This window comes from Paenibacillus sp. BR1-192 (assembly GCF_029542445.1).
In the GTDB taxonomy this organism is placed as follows: domain Bacteria; phylum Bacillota; class Bacilli; order Paenibacillales; family Paenibacillaceae; genus Paenibacillus_AQ; species Paenibacillus_AQ lautus_A.
The window spans coordinates 190,369-210,314 of sequence record NZ_CP120718.1 but is presented as its reverse complement, the minus strand read 5'-3'; the positions used below and the strand labels follow the sequence as shown (position 1 = coordinate 210,314).

Genomic DNA, 19,946 nt, shown 5'->3' with positions numbered 1-19,946 from the left:
TGCCTTGAAGGGGCTTGAGGGGCTTGAGGGAAATAGCGCTCTCTAAAGAAAAATCCTTGGGTACAAGAATATGTTGCAGGCATTATGACGCATCGGCGTGGCCTGCCGCATTTCAAAAATGCACCGGAATCCCGGTGCATTTTTATTTTTTCCCATAGAGATAGAGGCGATATTATACAAACCCGCCGTTCACCCGCAGCGTTTGACCCGTGATCCATTTCGACTCTTCGCTGGCCAGGAACAGCACGACACCTGCAATATCATCCGGTTCCCCCAGACGTCCGAAGGCATTCATTTTGACAATCCCCGCAATCTGTTCCCCCGATTTGCCAACGGTAAATAGCTCCGTATTAACCGGCCCGGGCGCCACTGCGTTAATCGTGATCCCTTTGGGCCCGAATTCCTTGGCCAGCTGACGCGTAAACTGCTCCACAGCTCCCTTCGTCCCTGCATACACGCTGTAAGTCGGGAACATCTGCCCAGCGACCGACGTCGAGAAATTGATAATGCGACCGCCCGAATTCATATGGTGAAAAGCCTGCTGGATCGCAAAATAAGTCCCCTTCACGTTAATCGCAAACTGCTGATCGAAATCCTCCTCCGTCATGGCCGCAATCGGCTTGGTGGTCATGATGCCGGCATTGTTCACGAGGATATCGATTCCGCCATAGGCTTCGATCGTTTCACGAAACAGCCGTTCGACCTCCGCTACCTGACTAATATCGGCTTGAATGGCTCGTGCTTCGCCGCCGCCCTGCTTAATGAGGCCCACCACTTCCTCGGCTTTAGCCGGACTGCTTGCATAGTTTACGACAACCTTGGCTCCGTTCTCCGCAAGTCTCTCTGCAATTTCACGCCCGATGCCTCTCGATGCTCCCGTTACGATTGCTACCTTGCCCGATAAGCCCTTTGTCATGATAAAACCTCCCGCATATGAATTGAGATACACGATTATTGCCCCAGATCGATGTTCTGATTTGCAACTTCTTATTATTAGTAATTTGATTATATGTCGCCCAATAACAAATTACAAGTGACAGATTTATAATTTTGTCATTCGTAAACGAACCAAAACAAAAAAGACGCTATCCCATGCGAGTATCGCCAAGAATAGCATCTTTTTTACATAAGGAATGATCTCTTCATGCTAGCTCCCAAAGTGCCCTGCCGCATTCTGATGACGGCGGTTGGCCGTATCCCTATTCCCGCTAACCGTTCATCGAAATCCCGGCCAACAATAACGTCCACACCGACTCAAAGGCGGCTTCGATCCCATCCGAAGTCCATTGATAGGCATGGGCCGGATGGTGAAACAAGGAGGTGGCCATGAAAAAAGCCTTCGCCGCCGACTCCGGCCGGCCTGGCTTGAATTCACCGGCTCGCATCCCTTGATCCATGATCTGGGCGATCTGCCCGATTAACAAATTCACATGCGTATCAATGATCTTGACGGCTTCCAGCGTCACGGACGCGTACATGGCAAACATCTCGGGATCCTCGAGAACGTAAGTCCGCTTGGCCCGGATCAGGGTATCCGTCCATAACCGCAAGCGATCGGTGGCACTGCCGTCCGTCCCGTCTGCAATGGTCTGTAATGGATCCGCGATCCGCTGCAGCCACCGCTCCGTGACGGCTTCTCTGAGAGCGGCCTTGCTGGGAAAATGCCGATAGAGCGAGCCGTGGCTCACCTGCAGCGCTTTGGCCACATCGACAACCGAAGTTTTGTCTGGGCCATAACGCCGAAGCGTCTGCTCAGCCGCATCTAATATAGCTTCTTTCGTTAGTGGTTGGTCATGTGCCATAGGTTCATGGGCATCGGGGTTTACGTTAACACCCGACCGCCCACCATCACGCCCCCTCTCTGTTGAACACATTATAGCAAACAACTTCATCATATCAATATTGAGTTTTTGTCATTTGTCCTTCCCACCATGAATACCATTCTCCGTGCTCCTGTAGGATTGAAGTATACATGGGATCAATGAATACGACAGATCCTGCTGCTCTGGCTACAATCACCATCCCCAGAAAAAAAGGAAGCCGGCACATTGGTATTATCCCCTTTTAGTAGACAAGAGAAAAAAGACATCTGTTAAGATGGACTTAATCTTGCCTAACGAAGGGGATTTTTTCATGGCTAAAAAAGGACAAACTTACCAACGGTACTCCTTGGAATTAAAATTGGAGGCGGCCCGGCTGGTCAACGAAGAACATATGAGTATTCGTGAAGTAGCAAAACGTTTAGGTATTCAAAATAAATCTCAAGTACAAGTATGGGCGGCGAAAACGAAACGTGGAATGAGCCTAGAACCTGCCACATCCAAACGGGGACGCCCCAGAACGAAGTTTTCCAGTATGGAAGAAGAGATGGCATACTTGCGAGCGGAGATTGAATATTTAAAAAAGCAGTATCCAAATCTACACAAGGAGTGACGAGTAAAGCAGCTAGATTTCAGATCATAGAGGACTTGCGAGTACGCCATCGTCTTGTTTGGCTCTTGAAGTTAGCCGCGGTTTCCCGTTCAGGCTATTACAAGTGGAGAAAGAGCTTGCAAGCGGCAAAAGAACGTAGACAAAAGCAGCATGAATTGGAATCCCATCTGCTTGCCATCCATCGCATTCATCCCTACTTTGGTTATCTTCGAATGACGGTAGCTTTACGGAGGGAAGGCATTAGGGTCAACCACAAGAAGGTGTACCGATTAATGAAACAATTAGGAATCTGTTCTGTCATTCGGAAGAAGCGTCGATTCTTTGGAAAACAAGCTTCCGTGGTGAATCCGAATCGGCTTCAACGCCAGTTTAAAGCGGATACGCCACGAACTAAACTGGTCACAGATATTACCTATATTCGTGCTGGAGAACAATTTGTGTACCTGTCTGTGATTCAGGATTTATACAATAACGAGATTGTAGCTTGGCATTTATCGGAACGAAATGACCTCGCTTTGGTTCATGAAACGCTGGATAGACTCCGTCAGCACGTGGATGTGAGTGGGGTAATCCTACACTCGGATCAAGGATTTCAATACACGTCAAAACCATTTAACCGTAAACTGAAACAACTCGGCATGCTAGGCAGTCACTCTAGGCGAGGGAATTGCCTGGACAATGCCTGTATCGAGTCTTTCTTCTCTCATTTGAAGAGCGAGAAAATATACTTGAATGAGGCAGCAAACAAAGCTGAGGTTGAACAGCAAGTGAGTGAATACATTTTGTTCTATAACCAGAACCGATTCCAGAAAAAATTAAACGACCGTTCCCCGGTAGAATACCGGGAAACGGCCGCAGCTTAAATCTTGTCTTTTTTGTACTGTCTACTTGCCAGGGTTATGACCAGGTTTGCGGCTTTTTTCTATTTTTGTTAGAGATCAGAAAGTATAAACATTTAGAGCTTTGGCTCTGATCTCGCAAGACAACGCTCCGTTCCGGTATACGGACTGCCTTCCGGGGATATCGATCGATGTTTTTATTAATGCGGCAGGCTATTTAATACTCGCCATTTCGCCTTACATCCTGTACCGGCTTCCTAAAGAGGGAAGCCTCTTTGCGTGTAGTTCTTGCATGACTGTCGCTGTGTTCCCGAAATCGTGCGGGAAAGTACGTTACGCTTATTCTTTTGTCAGACCGAACACGTAAGACTCCAGGAAAGACTTGAGCTGAGTGAAGGATTCCGGTCTTGCGCTGTATTTATATCGTTCATTCGGCATTTTGAAGTGCATGCGCAAAAGGCCCGCGGTTTTAAGCAAGGAAAGGTGGTAGTGCAGGTTACTCTTGGAAAGTCCGGTTTTCTGCTGCAGCTCCGTAAACGTGACGGGGCCGTCAGCGAGAATGTGCAGCAGCACGAGCCTCTTCTCGTCAGCCAATCCCTTGGTCATGCGCAGCAGCTGGTTGGTCGGCGTATCCTCGTCCTGCTGCTCATCGTCTACGGCATAACTGATAATGAGCTGTTGATTGCCCACTTCGTCAATCCGGTTTAACGGCTTGATGTGATAAGTAGGGATGAGAAGAATGGCGCTATATTCGTCTTCAAGATCGAGCACGATCCCGTTCGTTGCCTCATCGATCAGATCAATACAGGAAAGCTCCCGGCTCCGCTGCTCCATGCGGGCAGCGGAACGCCCCAGCAGGTCGTGAATCTCAGGCAAGATCGTATAGGCCCGGTGCCACTCCGTCATGATCTCAAGGCTCTGATCCCGGAATGTTTTCAGCCCCATCGGAAATCCGCCTTCTAGATAAGGCGCTAGGATTTCGTACAATTGCCCTTCTCCTAAATCGGCAAACCAGGCAAGAAAACGCTCGATGTTGTCTTTTTTCGGGCTGTCTACGATAACCAGGTGCAGATAAGCAACGATCTCGCACAGGTCCAGCTCTTCCAGCTTATCCGTAAAAGACGCGGGCAGATTCTTCTGAATTTCCTTCCTCCATTTATTCCCTAGATCATGCATTTGGTTTTTATTATCTGCATATGTGAACAAGCTGGTTACCAGCTCGTGAACAGGCGAATAGTCAACTCTGATATGAGTCATGATCATCCTCTCCTCCAAGCACTCATTATTCCATTTTTATGATACCACATCCCAAGGAAAATAAATATTGAACTTTTTATTAGTTCATATATAATTGAACTTAAATATTTAGTTCGAAAAAATATGAACTAACGAGCGAGGGAAGAGGAGTGACTAGATATGACCAATTGGTTCGTTGTGGAATCTCTCATCAAGCAGCAGCAGGCGGAGTTGGATCGAGAGGCCGGAGAGGCCTGGAAATATACACATGATCGGGTACGTTTGTTGGCACGCTTCTTCCCAACGAAGAGAAGGCAATTTCAGCCGGTCAAGAAAAGAGTTCGAAATTTGAACTAACGGGCACAAGGAAGAACCGATCCATATCCATCTACGGGAAAAAAGGAGTTGAAATGAATGGATCTTTTGGCTGAGAATCGTTTAAGCGAGTGCGCCGTACAGGTGCCTGAATCGATAATGTACAGCGAAGAAAACCATGACGAGCTGTTGTCTGCCGTGCTTAGGCTGCCCGAAACCTTAAGACAACCGATGTATTTGTACTATTACGAGGATTTCAACACCTTGGAAATTGCGGAGGTGCTGCAGATTGAGCCCGAAAATGTCCGGAACCGCATGAGCAGAGCCCGCAAGAAGCTTAAAATGATGCTGGGCAAGAAGCTGGGAGCGATACGGGACGGCCGGGAAAGAGCAAGAAAAGCTGCGCATTCGTCCCCTTGACTTCTTCCGTGAAATTCGAGTATGATTTCCAGTAACTTGAATAACGCGAGACAAAAGCAATGAAGAGAAAGAGTACCTTGGCAGCGTCTTTGAACAGAGAGCCCCGGCAGGTGAAAAGGGGTAAAGAAGGAGCCTCGGGAATATGGCCTCTGAGCTGTGCACCGAAACCCTGCTTGGGGTTGTAGGCTGTGCCGGAACCCGCACCCGTTACCGTGCTAGGGTATACACGCGATATATTGGCGTCGTACCCGAAGAGGTGAATGCCGCAAGGCATGAATGAAATTGGGTGGTACCACGTGAGCCGTAAGCTCTCGTCCCTTTGGGATGAGGGCTTTTTTTGTTGTCCATAAAAAAGGAGGATGAACGACATGACGAACATTTTTATCGGCGGTGCCTGGCCTTATGCCAACGGATCTTTACATTTGGGGCGGCTTGCCAGTCTCCTGCCCGGCGACGTGTTGGCGCGTTATTTCCGCGCGAAGGGCGATCGCGTCCTGTACGTATCCGGCAGCGATTGCCACGGCACGCCGGTGGCGGTGCAAGCGATTCAAGAGGGCGTGACGCCGGGGGATATTGCCGATCGGTACCATGCGGAGTTTGCGGAGTGCTTTGCACAGCTGGGTTTCTCTTACGATTTATACACGCGAACCGATCAGGCGTTTCACCATGGCGTGGTACAGGAGCTGTTCCTGAAGCTGCTGGACAACGGCCATCTGTACCGTAAAACCGTGCTGCAAACGTATTGCGAAACCGATCGGCGGTTTCTGCCGGATCGTTATGTGGAAGGAGATTGCCCCGTATGCGGGAGCAGGGCCCGCGGGGATCAATGCGATGCCTGTTCCACGATGCTTGATCCGTCCGATCTGACGAACAGGACCTGCAAAATTTGCGGGAACCCGCCGGTGGAGCGGCCCACCGAGCATTTTTATGTATCGTTGTCGCATTTCCAAGCTGAGCTGGCGGATGATTTGAGCAACGCCCAAGGCTGGCGGGATAATGCCGTGCACATGACCCGAAGATACTTGGAGGAAGGACTTCAGGATCGGGCGGCTACGCGGGATCTGACCTGGGGCGTGGACGTCCCGGTTCCGGGCTTCGAGGATAAGAAAATCTATGTTTGGATCGAAGCGGTCAGCGGCTACTTGTCCGCTAGCAAGCAGTGGGCCGCGGAGACGGGCGGCGATTGGGAGCCCTTTTGGCGCAAGGGGCCGGGCGAGGTGATCGCCTACTATGTTCATGGAAAGGACAATATCCCGTTTCATACGTTGATCTGGCCTGCGCTTCTTAAGGGAGCCGGGGATTTGCATCAACCGGATCGGATCATTTCTTGCGAATACATGACACTGGAAGGGAAGAAATTCTCGACCAGTCGCAATTGGGCCATATGGGTGCCGGATTTGTTAAGCCGGTATCAGCCGGACTCGGTTCGTTATTTCCTCCTTGCGAACGGTCCCGAGAAGCGGGATGCGGATTTCTCCTGGAGGGAGTTCATTCACAGCCATAACGGCGAGCTGCTTGGCGCGTTCGGGAATTTGGTCAATCGAACCTTGGTGTTTGCGAACAAATCGTTTGACGGGAAAGTGCCTGAGGGCAGCATATTCGATGAGTGGCAGGGCCGGGTGGAGGTATTGTACCAGCAGGCCGGGGCGCTTATTGAGGAGGGGCGACTGAAAGAAGCGTTGGAGTTGATTTTCAGCGTGGTACGCCAGGCGAACAAATATTTCGATGAACAGAAGCCGTGGATTCAGGTCAAGGAGGATCGAGCCGCCTGCGGGACCACGCTGTACACTTGCATTCTGATTATGGCCAATCTGGCAAACCTGCTGCAGCCGTTCATTCCGTTCTCTTGCGATAAGATGCGAGACTTTCTCTCGCTGGGGCCGCCTGCGTGGAAGTGGTGCCACGTTCCGGCCGGCAGGCCGATTCATGGGGTGGAGCTGTTGTTTGAGCGCATCGATCCAAGCCGGATTGAGGAGGAGAGCCGTCGGCTGGGGGAGCTGTCCCTTTAATGGGGGAACTCTCCGCTGCCCATCCAGCGGGTCAGATCCAGCAGGAGGGTGGGAGCTATCGTGGTCATGATGCGATTCGTGTTCGTGTCTGAGCCCTGCGATGTGTGTAGAGATCAAGGGGTCTAGGGATCGAGAGTCGGGGAGTCAGGAAGGAAAGTATCAAGAGTCGAGGAACGAGGAAGCAGAGTATCAAGGGCCGAGGATAGACGGAACAAAGTAAAGAGTTGAGAGTCGAGGATCGAGAAGTAAAGTAACAAGAGTCGGGGATCAAGGAAACAAAGTATCGAGAGTCGGGGATCGAGGGAGCAAAGGAACAAAGTATCAAGAGGCGAGGATCGATGAAGCAGAGTATCACGTCGGGAATCGATGGAGCAAAGTATCAAGGTCGGGAATCGATGGAGCAAAGTAACAAGAGCGTGAGGATCGAGGAATCGGAGTATCAAGGGTCGGATCGATGGAACACAGTATCAAGAGTCTAGGAACAATGGAACAGAGTAGTAGGGGGATTTTGGCAATGGGCGAAAACTGATGAAGCAACGTCGCGTGAGTGATGGAGGTTTGCGGTTTGGATGGGTCTGGATTTGTGACGTTTGGAGGACAATGGTTCCGTTATTTCTATGTTTTTAGCCATATTGCAGCGATTTGAGGACAGGAGATCCGCTATATTCAAAATTTACTGGGATTCAACCGTGTAAAAGCTGAATTAGCGGATCCTATGTCCGCATTGGCCCAAAGGAGACCTGAATATCAGTAAATAGCGGAACCAGTGTCCGCATGGACTCAAAAAGGAACGAAAATCAGCAAATGGCGGATCCATATCCGCTTATTGGCCCAAAAGAGGCCCGAATATCAGCAAATAGCGGAACCAGTGTCCGCATGGACTCAAAAAGGAACGAAAATCAGTAAATAGCGGAACCAGTGTCCGCATGGACTCAAAAAGGAACGAAAATCAGCGAATGGCGGGTCCATACCCGCATATTGGCCCAAGAGAGGCCCGAATATCAGTAAATAGCGGAACCAGTGTCCGCATCCGACCCCAAAAGAGCGACTTTGAGCGAGTAGAGCATCGGACAATGCGCCTTTGAAGCTTTATGAAGCGAGAGTGCGCCGCTTGAAGCACCGGTAAATACAAAGGGAGCCCAACGGAAATGCCGCGGGCTCCCCTTCATTCAAGCTTTTACAAGATCAGCGATCCGTTTCGTGAATCCAATCCGTCAAGACGGCGTTAAAAAGCTCAGGCTCCTCGAACATCGGATTATGGCCGCTTTGCTCAAAAACGACCTTTCTCACGTTTGCTTGCGAGCCGTTTACGGCATCCCATAGCGATACGGGGCCGACCAAATAGTCGTACCGTCCAAGACCGATGAAGACGGGGATATCGACCTCTTCCAGGCAATCGATCAGATTCAGCCGCGCGAAGGCTTCTCCCCATAAATGATCCAAGACGGGCATGCTGGTGAAGACCCCATCCCACATCCAAGCCGCATCAAAGGCATAATCATAAAAGCTGTGGGCTCCCATCCGAATGCACATATGAGCAAACCGCCGTTCAGGCTCCCTTCGGATATCCTCCTCCAGCAGAGCGATATCCGCTTCGAACTGCCGTTTCCGCTCAGGGCTTGCCGTCTCATTGAAAAAAGCGATGCTCTGCTGCCGCCGCTCCGGACTATTGGAGGGGCCCGTATTCAGCAGGATCACCTTGCTGACGCGTTCCGGAAAGGTTCGGGCATACGCCAGCGCCATAAAGGCGTGTCCTGAATGCCCCAATATGATAAAATCCTCCAGTCCCAGCGCTTGTCTTGCCCTTTCGATATCATCCAGAACCTTATTCAGCGTATAGTCTTCCGGTTCCAGTGTCCGAGGAGACTCCACAAAGCCTCGATGGTCCAGGAAAATCAATTGAAATGACGTATAAAGCTGCTCCGAAAACAAGCGGGGGTAGTAAACGCTGCTTCCCACCACCAATATGGGCTTGCCGTTTCCGCGAATGGAAACATTCAATGCAAAACCTTCGCTCATTACCGTATCTCGCGTATTCATGTGTATCGTCCTCGTTTCGTTTTATATTTTAATCGCATCAGCCCCTTTCTGTTCGGATTCCATTACATTCTCCATAGAACGTTCCAGCATTCTATATCACCTCGATTAGCGTTCGTTCAAGCTCAGTATAGCATAGGAGCGCAGGCACTCGGTGTACCGGATATCAGGCATTCATACATCGTGCGAAACTACTCCCTGTGCGCACGGCACGTGGCCGGGATATGCTTGGAATGCCTGTCGACCCAATATGCTGCTGCTGCAAAAAAAGCAAAGTATACAAATTAGGACCGCTTCGAAAATCCACTTTATTCAGCGGTGTTCCGAATGGTCAGGGCAAGTGCAGGATAATCCGCGGCAATCGCGTCCTTGCGCTCGAGGATGCGGTCAAATTCAAAGGCCGAGCTGAACAATTCCGGCTCGGGCTTGAACGTCACGCTGGTTCCCGTCTCTTGAGTCAAACCAACCGTCAAAAGACCCGTCTGCGGTATGCCGTGCCGGTATTCCTGCCGGTATATGTTCCCGTCACGCCGAATTTCCACGGACAGCTGCTTGGAAAGGGCGTTGACCACGGCAATGCTGATGCCTTTTTCCGCGCCGGGAACCAGAAAGTGCGCGCTGTTGTTGAAGCGGTGGACATCGGTCAGAATCGACTGCACAACGGGGACATCGGAATTCGGGAGGGCCTGCACCGGAATGCCTCTTCCGTTGTCGGTTACCGTCACGCTGCCATCCTCATGCAGGAAAATGCCGATCTGATCGCCATACCCGCTCGTATGCTCCAAAATCGAATTTTCCACCACGGCCCAAAGCAGCTGATGAATATCAAAGCCATGCGAGGGCCCGAAGTACATCCCTGCATTGTTGCGGGTTTCCGACATCTCCAGGTAATCGCTGGCATCGAGCAGATCGCCGGCAGCGGACAACAGCAGCAGGAACGGCAGGCTTCGATGCTGGGGAAGAGCGTAGCGGCCCCCCTGCTCCTGGACGAGCAGGTCTGCGCCGAGCAGCGCCTTGAGATGATGATACAGCTGACCCGTCGTCCCCATGTTCAACCGTTCCACCAACTCGGATCCCGATAGCGGCTCCGCCATGACGGTCTTCAAAATATCCAGGCGCTGCTTGTTGCCCAGGGCAGCGAGGATTTTGGCCGCCTTCTCGGTATTCATGTCCAGCAATTGATTCAATCGGCGTTGCTGTGGCTCCCAGCGGATGTTTTGTCCGTTCAGGTGCACCTGCCCGGAGTAGAAGACAGAGCCGTCTTCGGGATGGGGTTCATTTATGGTGGGCGCTGTTGCGATTTCTTGGCGGTATGGATTTGATGCGGATGCAGGTTTTCGTTCCATAAGAGCTTGATAAACAAGCTGCTGCAGCTCCGCCATTTGATTCTTTAAGACATCCATCTCTTGGATCAGGTCACGTGTCATGGGGAATCATCAACCTCGCTTTAGTTTGTTATATCATTACGTAATTATTATATTACGTAATAACATAATTGTACACCCATTATAAGGAGATCGTTGTCTGAAAAAGCGGCTTGTTTGTCTATAGTTGTTTTTTCTCTGTTGTTGGCATTCCGATCGCCTTACAATGAACGCAAAGGCTGGTGACATTCATTTGAGCGAAAGAATCATTCGTAGTTTTGGGCAGGGCGACATGCCTCTGCTAGGCGAGTTATATCAGGCGGTATCCGCCGAGAATGCGCTGTTCTGGTGGGTGGGTGACCGGGAGAATTGGGAAAACGTGTTCTGCGCTATCGAAGACGGGAAGATGGTAGCTAAGGGTCAGGTCGGGATCATAAACGTGATTCCGCCGGGATGTGCCCCGAACTGCAGGCATCATATTTACGTGAATCTCAAGGCGGTTCCGCATCGTGAGCGGGATTTCGACCTTTTGGACGAATTGTATCAGGTCCTGTATGAACGGGCGGTTGTCTTAATGAGGACTTTGCCGAAGACGTACGAGACGTATTTGTGCGTGGGCAATTATGTCCATGAGAGCGCAAATAATGCTTTTTTTACGGAGAAGAAGGGGTTTCAGCCGCTGGAGAACCTTTATGCCATGAAACGATCGTTGGAGGAGCCTATTCCTGCCTTGCCGTTAGATGATCGCTATCAAAATCGATTGTGGAGGATCGAGTCTGCTGAAGAGGAAGTGGAGTATCTAAAGCTCGAAGCTGAAATTTGGCCGGAAGCGCCGCTGGGTCTCGAACGATTACGGGAATATAAGGCGCATTCCAACTGGATCGCCATGAATGTTCTGGAAGGGGATACGATCGTCGGCAGTACCATGGCATGGCAGGAGGAGGGGGATGGCGTGATTGAAGATGTGTTTGTGCGGGAACCGTGGAGACGGCGGGGGATCGCCAAATATCTGCTTTGCCGTGCCATGTCTTATCTTCAGGCGCATGGGTCCGCCACGGTCAAGCTGCAAGTAAAGGCAGCCAATGATACGGCGTTGTCACTTTATCAGTCGGTCGGCTTTGCCAAAGACCAAGAGGAGCACCGGTTTTACCTGCCGCTGGAGCAGGAAGTCCGCTAATACAAAGCCCACGCCAGGAACGAATCCTGGCGTGGGCTTTTTTATATGAAAATAGGAGTTATGAGGTTGGTTCTTCGCCGCCGGATACATTCGGATTGGCATCCAGAATGCCTGCCGTGACATCCCACAGCTTCGGCAGGAAACGGAGGGTCTCTTCGGCCCGCTGGAGCAGGTCATCGGTGGACGTTATGCCGAGATCAGCCAGAATCGCATCGAAAGCGGGTACATACTCCTCCTGAAATTCAGGAGTCCCGTCAACCTCCAAGATGTTGTGGCAGCGGGCGAAGGTGGCCACCATCCAGAAGACGGCTTCCCGATGGCTTCCGTTTAGGATCAGCTCGCGGCTGCCGTCAATGGCAATCGGTCTTGCTTCCGGCGTAATGTCACTGCTGAAGAAGAAGGGCGTCTTGGCAATCGCAGCAGCGGCGTCGAAGGTGCGGGCCAGTCCGTTGAGATGATTCATGGCTTGCTCGGCAGACATGTCTTTACAGCCCAGCAAACGTAACAGCTCCTCGTAGACCTCCTCTTGGTTATATTCCTTCAGCACGTCGCGAACTGCCGCATAGCGGAGTCTGACCGTGGGGTTGCGAAGCGCGGCGACCAGAAGCATATGGGTGGTTACGCCGGTAGGAAACAGCCACGAGGTCACCTGGCGATGCCAAGGAGCGGAAGGATCTATGGATTGGAGGCCGTTCAAGATACGTTCGCGCACGTTCTCACAGCGGCGGGTGACCCAGATCCGGTCGGCAAAATGCCGCGAGACGTCCGTCTGCAGCTTGCGCAGCTGCCCGGTCGGGTCGGACATTAGGGTGTCTACGCGGAAGCTGCCGGCCAGATGGTAAGACGTTAATACTTGCTCGGGCGAAGCAAGGTCCTGCCAGGACAGATAGGTGACCTCGATCAAGGCGTCCTGGTAGATAAACTTCCCCGGTTTCAGCGGGGGCTTCGGATCCGCGGTGACTACAACGACGTCAATGTCTGATGACGGAGCCATCTGGGCATCGTCCGGCTTGCCGACCGTGGAGCCGCTGAAATAGGCACCCATGAATCCAGGCTCCCTGCTGGCATGCTGCAAGACCCAATCCGTTGCGGCTGCTCGTGCTGATCCAACGTTCATAATCAGATTCCTCCTCTACCTGCATGGTGTCGCAGAACATAACAAAAATATCCTGATTTTCATTCCTTCATCATTATATGGACTTCCCTCCTAATGTACAACCGCTTACAAAGAGGGCTTGGTCCGTCATCCACATAATAAAGAGATGGAGATGCATGTAAAGAGAAGATTAATTCTTATGGATGCAGGATACTGGAAAAGGCTCGATACATATAAGCTAGCACCGGTCTCCGCCAGTGTGAAATAAAAAAACGGACGTTCCCATACTCGCTGTCATTCGGCGATCGGTAATGTCCGTTTTTGTTGTGATTCTCTATTCTATTCATCTGCAATCACAAGCGTTGTATTGGTTTTCTTGAAAGTTGGAATAAAGCTGGGATGGACGTTCGCATCCGTCACGATGGTATCGATTCTGTCGAGCGGAGCGATGGAAATGGTAACGTCTTTGCCAAACTTGGTGCTGTCCGCCATGACAATCACCTCTTTGGACAGCTCGATCATTTTTTTGCGCGTGATGGCTTCTTCCAGGTTGTAGTCGGAGATGCCTTTTTCGATGGTAATGCCGCTGCAGCAGATAAACGCCTTCAGCACATTCAGCTCATGAAAGTTGAAGATGTATTCATACGCGACGACGGATTGCTCCTCCCGCCGGATTTTGCCGCCGATCATAATCAGTTCCACGTCGCTGTCCATCAGTTCGATCGCAACCGGAAGTGAATTCGTAACCACCGTCAGCTTCTTCTTATGCTTCACGTATTTGGCGATTTGGTACGTGGTCGAGCCGCTGTCGATGTAGATGCAGTCGCCGTCATGAACGAATTCGCTGCATTTGTGGGCGATCCGGTCCTTTTCTTCCAGCTGGCTGACCATGCGCTCATCCATGGAGGATTCGCCGAACCGGGACTCCACGAGCTTCACCCCGCCATAGATCTTCTCAATCCGCCCTTGCTTGGTCAGGGTGTTCAAATCCCGTCGCAGCGTATCCACGGAGACGTTCAGCTCATCCGTAAGCTCCGTGATCTTCAGTACTTTTCGAATCGTAAGCAGCTCAAGTATTTTCTTTTGCCTCTCCAATGGAAACATTCGCTCACCCATTCAATCCGCATTAGTGGTTGATGCCTGTATTCATGTCTAGTTTACCGATTCGCACGGCCATGTTCAATACAATTACCTACATTATTCATAAGTTAGGCATCTGTTAAGGATGAATATGGTCAATAGTTAGTATTGATTTATGAATGATATATGCATAATTTATTTACATTTAACAGTTCCCATGATTCTTATTTACATATGGTTTCTATACTGAGGATGTGTTAAGGAGGTGAGCCGTTTGCTGAAGCTAGAGCATATTTGCAAACAATTCGACGATAAAGTGGTTTTGGATGACATCAACGTAGAAATCGGCACCGGCGAGATTGTATCGCTGCTCGGTCCGAGCGGGAGCGGGAAGACCACATTGCTGAATATTATTTTGGGACTCACCCGAATGGATCAGGGAAAAATCGTGTTCCAGGGTCAAGATCTGAGCAACGTACCGATGAAGAAGCGGGGATTTAATATCGTGTTTCAGGACTATGCCTTATTCCCGAACTTGAATGCCTATGACAATATCGTATACGGCCTGCGCAATAAGAAGGGAACCGTGAGCGAACAAGAGGTCCGGGAATATATCGATTTTCTGGAGCTCCAGCCCCACTTGGACAAGCGGATCGGCGAACTGTCAGGGGGACAGAAGCAGAGGGTGGCCCTGGCCAGAACGCTGGTCACGAAACCGAAAATCCTGCTGCTCGATGAGCCGCTCAGCGCGCTGGACGGCGTGATCAAGGAATCGATCAAGCAGCGGATCCAGTCGATCGCCAGGGAATTCAAGCTGACCACGATCATTGTGACGCATGACCCGGAAGAGGCGCTGACGCTCTCGGACAAAATCCTGATCATCCATCAGGGACAGATTGCCCAATTCGGCACGCCTCAGGAGATTGTCCATCATCCGAGCAATGATTTTGTGAAGCAATTCATTATCAAGCAGCTGCATATCAAAAGGCAGAACATCTACAACCTGTTCGGTGAACAGTATGCGTAGCGCGAAGCCGGAAATGCGGGTTATCTTTACCGTTATCCTGTTATTGTTCGCCGTGTTTCTGTTCCTGCCGCTGCTCATATTGCTGATCCGGTCCTTCGGATCCGATCAGGGATTTACCCTTGGACACTATGCATCCATAGGGGCGAATCGGGAATTCGTCGCGGCGATCGGCAACAGCGTGAAGGTATCGGGCGTAACGGCCGTGATCACGACCGTTCTGGGGTTCATACTCGCGTATTCCATTCATTGCACCAAAATATACCGGCCCGTCAAAGGCCTGCTGAAAACCGTCATCATGGTCCCCATGCTGCTTCCGACCATTACCTATGGGTTCGCCATCATGTATTCGTTCGGTAACCAGGGCTTGATCACCCGGCTTGCCGGGCGCAATCTGTTCGATATCTACGGATGGAACGGGCTGCTCATCGGCTACGTCATTTACACGCTGCCGCCGGTATTCCTGCTGATTCATAACGCGTTTAAGTACATTGATAAAAAATTCATCATCGTATCCAAGTTAATGGGTGACGGCACGATGAGAAGTTTCATGAATACGATTTTGCGTCCCCTTGCGGGAGCCCTTGGCGGGGCCTTTGTGCTGTCCTTTATCTTAAGCTTTACGGATTTTGGCATTCCGGCTTCCGTCGGCGGTACCTATCCGGTCGTGGCGACGCAGCTGTACCAGGTGATGCTGGGTTCCATTCCGGACTTCAATCAAGGCGCTGTCATTGCGGTGATGATGCTGATTCCGGCCGTGTTCGGCATCTGGCTGCTGAATTATCTGGAAAAGTGGAATTTCCACTATGACAAGCTGTCGGATATCGAGCTGCCGCGGCAGCGCGTTCGGGATATCGCCTTCGGCGTGATGTCGTCGGCCATTGTGACGGGCATGCTGTCCATTTTTGCGGTGATGTTCATCGCTCCTTGGTTGAGCAGTTACCCCTATGACATGACCTTCACGTTCCAGCATGTGCGGGATGTGATTCAATCGAGCGACTTGACGGGGGTATATCGCAATTCGCTCTGGGTCGCCTTCTTGACGGCGCTGTTCGGTACCTTGATGGCGTACTTATCCGCGCTGCTCAATGTGAGAACATCGTTAAAAGCCCGGTCCGCGGTAGACATCGTATCCATGATAACCAATACGGTGCCCGGCATGGTGCTGGGGATATCCTACCTGCTCTTCTTTAACGGGAGCAGCCTGAAGGGGACCTTTGTCATTCTCGTTCTGTGCAACATCGTTCATTTTTTTACGACGCCGTACCTGATGGCCAAGAACTCCCTGTCCAAGATGAATCCCTCCTGGGAAACCACGGGAGAACTGCTGGGGGACAGCTGGTTCAAGACCGTGTACCGGGTGATCCTGCCGAACTCGGCCTCAACCGTCATCGAGATGTTCAGCTACTATTTCATCAACGCCATGGTGACGATCAGCGGCATCATTTTTCTCGTATCGGCGCAGACGTCGCTCGTCGCCAGCAAAATCAAAGAGCTGCAGCATTTCGCCAAGTTTAATGAGATCTTCGTGCTGTCGATGCTGATCTTCTTCACGAATCTGATCATCAAGATGGTGTGCGACGCATGGCAGAGGAGAACGGCGCAGCGCTAAAGCTGCCCTATTACGTGCTTGTCCGCTATGTTGCCGGATATGTGGTTGAAAAACATACACCCGGCAGAGACGACGTGTCGTACTGGGGACGCGAATGCGTTCGCCTTTGTCTGCGGATTTCTAGATCGGAGGTACGATACGGTATCGCAGCGGACATCAAGCACTGAGCCTATTTTAATGCCAATAAAAACATTCAAGGAGTGAGTTAATCATGATGAAGACGCTGAAGGGAATGCTGCTGTCATTGATCGCAGTCAGTATGGTGTTTGCTTTGGCCGCTTGCGGCAGCGGCAGCGCGGGGGAAGCGAAGAAGGTAGTCATCTACACCAATGGGGATGAAGAAGCCGTTGCGGCAATGGAGACCTCGTTGAAGAATGCCGGATATGAAGGACAGTATCTTGTCCAATCCCTGGGCACCTCCGAACTTGGGGGCAAATTGATGGCGGAGGGGAACAAAATCGAGGCGGATCTCGTCACCATGAGCTCCTACTTCATCGAAAGCTCGCAGAGCAAGCATTCGATGTTTAAGGATCTGGCCTTTGACGCAGGCGCTACCGATTCTTATCCGGCATATTACACGCCGATTCTGGCGAATACCGGCTCCATCTTCGTGAATACGGAAGTGCTGAAGGATAAAGGATTGCCGATGCCCACCTCCATCACCGACCTGACCAAACCGGAATTCAGCGGACTCGTATCGATTCCGAACATCATGGATTCTTCCACCGGCTGGCTGCTCGTTCAGGCCATTATTACGCAATACGGCGAAGATGCGGGACGTAAGGTGCTTCATGACCTGATCGCCAACGTGGGACCGCATCTGGAGAGCTCGGGCTCCGGTCCGATCAAGAAAGTGCAGGCTGGCGAAGTGGCGGCCGGGTTTGGCCTTCGCCATCAGGCGGTAGCGGCTAAAGCCACCGGTGCACCGATTGACTACGTGGATCCGGTCGAAGGAAACTTCTCGCTGACCGAATCGGTTGCGGTCGTGGACAAGAAGAATGCAACGACGGATCTGGCGATGAAGATGGCCGAGACCATCGTAAAGGATGCCCGCAAAGATCTGATTGCGAACTACCCGGTGGCCCTGTACGAAGGGGAGACCGTCGATGAAGTCAACAAACCTGCATACTCGATGACCTTCGAGAAGCCGCTGACCGTGGAGCTGCTGGAAGAGCATCAGCAATTCTTCAACGGATCCAAAGAATAAGCCGACTTAGGAGCGATGCGACATGAAAACCTACAAGCTTTTGACACCGGGACCTTTGACCACAACCAAGGCGGTAAAAGAGGAAATGCTCTTTGACCGCTGCACGTGGGATGATGAATACAAATCGATTACGCAAAAAATCAGATCGCAGCTCTTGGCACTGGCCGGAGCGGATCCAGAGCTGTATACCGCCGTGCTGATGCAGGGAAGCGGCACGTTTGCCGTCGAAGCCGTCATGACGTCCGCCATTTCGAAAGACGATAAGGTGCTGATCGTAACGAACGGCGCCTACGGCGAGCGGATCGTGAAGATGGCGGAGTACATCGGACAGAATTACGCGGAGTACAAGGTGAATTACGATGAACATCCAAGCGAGGATGAGCTGCGGGCCATACTCCATGAGGATTTGCGGATTACGCATATCGCGATGGTTCATTGCGAGACGACCACCGGCATTCTGAACCCGCTGGAGATGATCTCGAAGCTGTCCAGGGAATATGGAAAAACCCTCATCATTGATGCGATGAGCAGCTTTGGCGGCATGGAGATCGATGTTCAGGGGCTCGGCATCGATTACCTGATCAGCAGCGCGAATAAATGCATTCAAGGCGTTCCGGGGTTTGGCTTCGTGATCGCCAAGCTGGAGAAGCTTGCGGCCTGCGAAGGGATTGCGCGCAGCTTGTCGCTCGACCTGTACGACCAATGGAAGGGCATGGACAAGGACGGCAAATGGCGTTATACCTCGCCGACCCATGTCGTGGCGGCTTTCTCCAAAGCGTTGGATGAGCTGAATGAAGAAGGCGGCGTCCCTGCCAGGTTCAACCGTTACCGGAATAACAATCGCCTGCTGCGGGAGAGATTGGGGCAGATCGGCATCCAGGCTTATATCACCGAGGACAAACAATCCCCGATCATCACCACGTTTTTATTCCCGAACGAAGGGTTCAACTTTGAGCATTTTTACGCTTATATTAAAGAAAGAGGTTATGTGATCTACCCGGGTAAGCTGACCGACGTGGATACCTTCCGCATCGGGAATATCGGGGAGATCTATGAACAGGATATCGAGCAATTATGTACGATTATTGAAGAATATATGGGGGTGACGGCACAATGAACCGAATCGAAGGCGTTATATTGGACTGGGCTGGAACGGCCGTGGATTTTGGATGTTTTGCGCCCGTGAACGTGTTTGTCGATATTTTCAAGAATGCGGGTATTGAGGTAACGATGGAGGAAGCGAGAGCACCAATGGGGATGCTGAAGATCGACCATATTCGTGCCATGCTGTCTATGCCGAGAGTGTCTGCGCTATGGGAGACGAAGTACGGCAGAGCTTTCGGTGAGCAGGATGTAGAACGGCTGTATGCGGAATTCGAGCCGGCCTTGATGGTCTCCTTATCCGAGTACACGGACCCGATTCCGGGTGTCATTGAGGCGGTTGAAGCGCTGAAGGCGCAAGGCTTGAAAATCGGTTCCACGACCGGTTATACGAGCGGCATGATGGAGGTCGTGGTTGCCAATGCGCGGCAAAAGGGGTACAGCCCGGATGTTTATTTCACGCCGGATGACACGCACTCCCAAGGAAGACCTTACCCCTACATGATCTACCGGAACATGGAGTTTCTTGGATTATCGGCTTCATGGAAAGTCATTAAGGTCGGCGATACCGTCTCCGACGTGAAAGAAGGCGTGAACGCAGGCGTGTGGTCGGTTGGCGTTGCTATCGGCAGCTCCGAAATGGGCTTGGGCTTGGAAGAGTTTCATGCCCTGTCAGAGTCGGACCGGGAAGCCGCGATCTCGAAAACCGAAGAGACGTTTATCCGTAACGGGGCGGATTTTGCGATCCGGACGATGAGCGAGCTGCCGCAGTTGATCGAGAGCATTAACGGCATGCTGGCTGAGGGAAAAAGACCGGGCATTCAGCGCTAGGATGGTATTTAATGAAGAAACCGCGAATGATATTCTTCGCGCATAAGCTCTGTCTCGGTTTCTACTTTGCTTTTTTGTTGGCTTCCTTCATTGAGAGGGTGCTCACTTTAAACCTCAATAAAACAGATCCGGCAGAATTGCCGGGTCTGTTTTAGATTGAGTTAA

19 protein-coding genes are annotated in these 19,946 nt (G+C 51.3%); 12 read left to right on the top strand and 7 right to left on the bottom strand.

The window, feature by feature from the left end; genetic code table 11:
* Positions 1-172: 172 nt before the first annotated feature.
* Together P0X86_RS01000 and P0X86_RS00995 are read right to left on the bottom strand one after the other, a co-directional pair.
* Positions 173-916, bottom strand: a complete 744-nt coding sequence (locus P0X86_RS01000; RefSeq protein WP_277747525.1) for an SDR family oxidoreductase — start codon at positions 914-916, stop codon at positions 173-175.
* 292 nt (positions 917-1,208) lie between these two features.
* Positions 1,209-1,802 (bottom strand): TetR/AcrR family transcriptional regulator, encoded by a 594-nt coding sequence (locus P0X86_RS00995; protein ID WP_277747524.1) that lies wholly within the window; start codon positions 1,800-1,802, stop codon positions 1,209-1,211.
* 331 nt (positions 1,803-2,133) lie between these two features.
* On the opposite strand from P0X86_RS00995, the gene P0X86_RS00990 reads away from it, so the two are divergent.
* Positions 2,134-3,296, top strand: a protein-coding gene (locus P0X86_RS00990) for an IS3 family transposase (protein WP_481858172.1) whose coding sequence is annotated in 2 segments (ribosomal slippage) — positions 2,134-2,398 and positions 2,398-3,296 — 1,164 coding nt in all. Because the reading frame shifts where the segments join, the coding sequence is not laid out codon by codon here.
* A 315-nt stretch (positions 3,297-3,611) separates the two neighbouring features.
* On the opposite strand, the gene P0X86_RS00985 is transcribed toward P0X86_RS00990, so the two are convergent.
* Positions 3,612-4,529 carry an ArsR/SmtB family transcription factor gene (locus P0X86_RS00985; RefSeq protein WP_277747523.1) on the bottom strand — a complete coding sequence of 306 codons (918 nt, stop codon included), beginning with the start codon at positions 4,527-4,529 and terminating at the stop codon, positions 3,612-3,614.
* A 159-nt stretch (positions 4,530-4,688) separates the two neighbouring features.
* Between P0X86_RS00985 and P0X86_RS00980 the strand changes: the two genes are divergently transcribed.
* The 4 genes from P0X86_RS00980 (at position 4,689) to metG (ending at position 7,252) form a co-directional block, all read left to right on the top strand.
* Entirely contained in the window at positions 4,689-4,865 is a 177-nt protein-coding gene (locus P0X86_RS00980; protein WP_277747522.1) for a hypothetical protein, read from the top strand.
* Positions 4,866-4,922: 57 nt separating this feature from the next.
* Positions 4,923-5,243: a sigma-70 family RNA polymerase sigma factor gene (locus P0X86_RS00975; RefSeq protein ID WP_096774927.1), complete on the top strand. Its 321-nt coding sequence runs from the start codon at positions 4,923-4,925 to the stop codon at positions 5,241-5,243.
* A 142-nt stretch (positions 5,244-5,385) separates the two neighbouring features.
* Positions 5,386-5,523, top strand: a complete 138-nt coding sequence (locus P0X86_RS00970; RefSeq protein WP_192570074.1) for a hypothetical protein — start codon at positions 5,386-5,388, stop codon at positions 5,521-5,523.
* Between the two features lie 88 nt (positions 5,524-5,611).
* Positions 5,612-7,252, top strand: coding sequence for a methionine--tRNA ligase (gene metG, locus P0X86_RS00965; protein WP_277747521.1), 1,641 nt, complete (start codon positions 5,612-5,614; stop codon positions 7,250-7,252).
* A 1,185-nt stretch (positions 7,253-8,437) separates the two neighbouring features.
* Here the strand turns inward: metG and P0X86_RS00960 are convergent.
* Both P0X86_RS00960 and P0X86_RS00955 read right to left on the bottom strand, forming a co-directional pair.
* Entirely contained in the window at positions 8,438-9,292 is an 855-nt protein-coding gene (locus P0X86_RS00960; RefSeq protein ID WP_277747520.1) for an alpha/beta fold hydrolase, read from the bottom strand.
* A gap of 305 nt (positions 9,293-9,597) precedes the next feature.
* Positions 9,598-10,716, bottom strand: coding sequence for an ATP-binding protein (locus P0X86_RS00955; protein WP_277747519.1), 1,119 nt, complete (start codon positions 10,714-10,716; stop codon positions 9,598-9,600).
* A 229-nt stretch (positions 10,717-10,945) separates the two neighbouring features.
* Between P0X86_RS00955 and P0X86_RS00950 the strand changes: the two genes are divergently transcribed.
* Positions 10,946-11,830, top strand: a complete 885-nt coding sequence (locus tag P0X86_RS00950) for a GNAT family N-acetyltransferase (protein ID WP_277748975.1) — start codon at positions 10,946-10,948, stop codon at positions 11,828-11,830.
* A 58-nt stretch (positions 11,831-11,888) separates the two neighbouring features.
* Here P0X86_RS00950 and P0X86_RS00945 read toward each other — a convergent pair whose 3' ends face one another.
* Both P0X86_RS00945 and P0X86_RS00940 read right to left on the bottom strand, forming a co-directional pair.
* The gene (locus P0X86_RS00945; RefSeq protein ID WP_277747518.1) at positions 11,889-12,947 is read right to left on the bottom strand and encodes a hypothetical protein; all 1,059 of its coding nucleotides are present in this window, start codon (positions 12,945-12,947) and stop codon (positions 11,889-11,891) included.
* Positions 12,948-13,265: 318 nt separating this feature from the next.
* On the bottom strand, positions 13,266-14,030 hold the full coding sequence (locus tag P0X86_RS00940) for a DeoR/GlpR family DNA-binding transcription regulator (RefSeq protein ID WP_277747517.1): 765 nt from the start codon (positions 14,028-14,030) through the stop codon (positions 13,266-13,268).
* 250 nt (positions 14,031-14,280) lie between these two features.
* Here P0X86_RS00940 and P0X86_RS00935 point away from each other — a divergent pair, with 250 nt between their 5' ends.
* Genes P0X86_RS00935 through phnX form a run of 6 tightly spaced genes read left to right on the top strand, consistent with a single transcriptional unit; the run spans position 14,281 to position 19,781 of the window.
* Complete coding sequence (locus P0X86_RS00935) at positions 14,281-15,033, top strand: ABC transporter ATP-binding protein (protein ID WP_012818473.1); 753 nt, start codon at positions 14,281-14,283, stop codon at positions 15,031-15,033.
* The gene (locus P0X86_RS00930; protein ID WP_277747516.1) at positions 15,026-16,642 is read left to right on the top strand and encodes an ABC transporter permease subunit; all 1,617 of its coding nucleotides are present in this window, start codon (positions 15,026-15,028) and stop codon (positions 16,640-16,642) included. Before P0X86_RS00935 ends, P0X86_RS00930 begins: the two co-directional genes overlap by 8 nt.
* Positions 16,615-16,809: a hypothetical protein gene (locus P0X86_RS00925; RefSeq protein ID WP_213579933.1), complete on the top strand. Its 195-nt coding sequence runs from the start codon at positions 16,615-16,617 to the stop codon at positions 16,807-16,809. Before P0X86_RS00930 ends, P0X86_RS00925 begins: the two co-directional genes overlap by 28 nt.
* Positions 16,810-16,853: 44 nt before the next feature.
* Complete coding sequence (locus P0X86_RS00920) at positions 16,854-17,849, top strand: extracellular solute-binding protein (RefSeq protein ID WP_096774919.1); 996 nt, start codon at positions 16,854-16,856, stop codon at positions 17,847-17,849.
* A 22-nt stretch (positions 17,850-17,871) separates the two neighbouring features.
* Entirely contained in the window at positions 17,872-18,966 is a 1,095-nt protein-coding gene (phnW, locus tag P0X86_RS00915; protein ID WP_277747515.1) for a 2-aminoethylphosphonate--pyruvate transaminase, read from the top strand.
* The gene (gene phnX, locus P0X86_RS00910) at positions 18,963-19,781 is read left to right on the top strand and encodes a phosphonoacetaldehyde hydrolase (RefSeq protein WP_277747514.1); all 819 of its coding nucleotides are present in this window, start codon (positions 18,963-18,965) and stop codon (positions 19,779-19,781) included. The genes phnW and phnX overlap by 4 nt, the downstream gene beginning before the upstream one ends.
* Positions 19,782-19,946 lie beyond the last annotated feature (165 nt).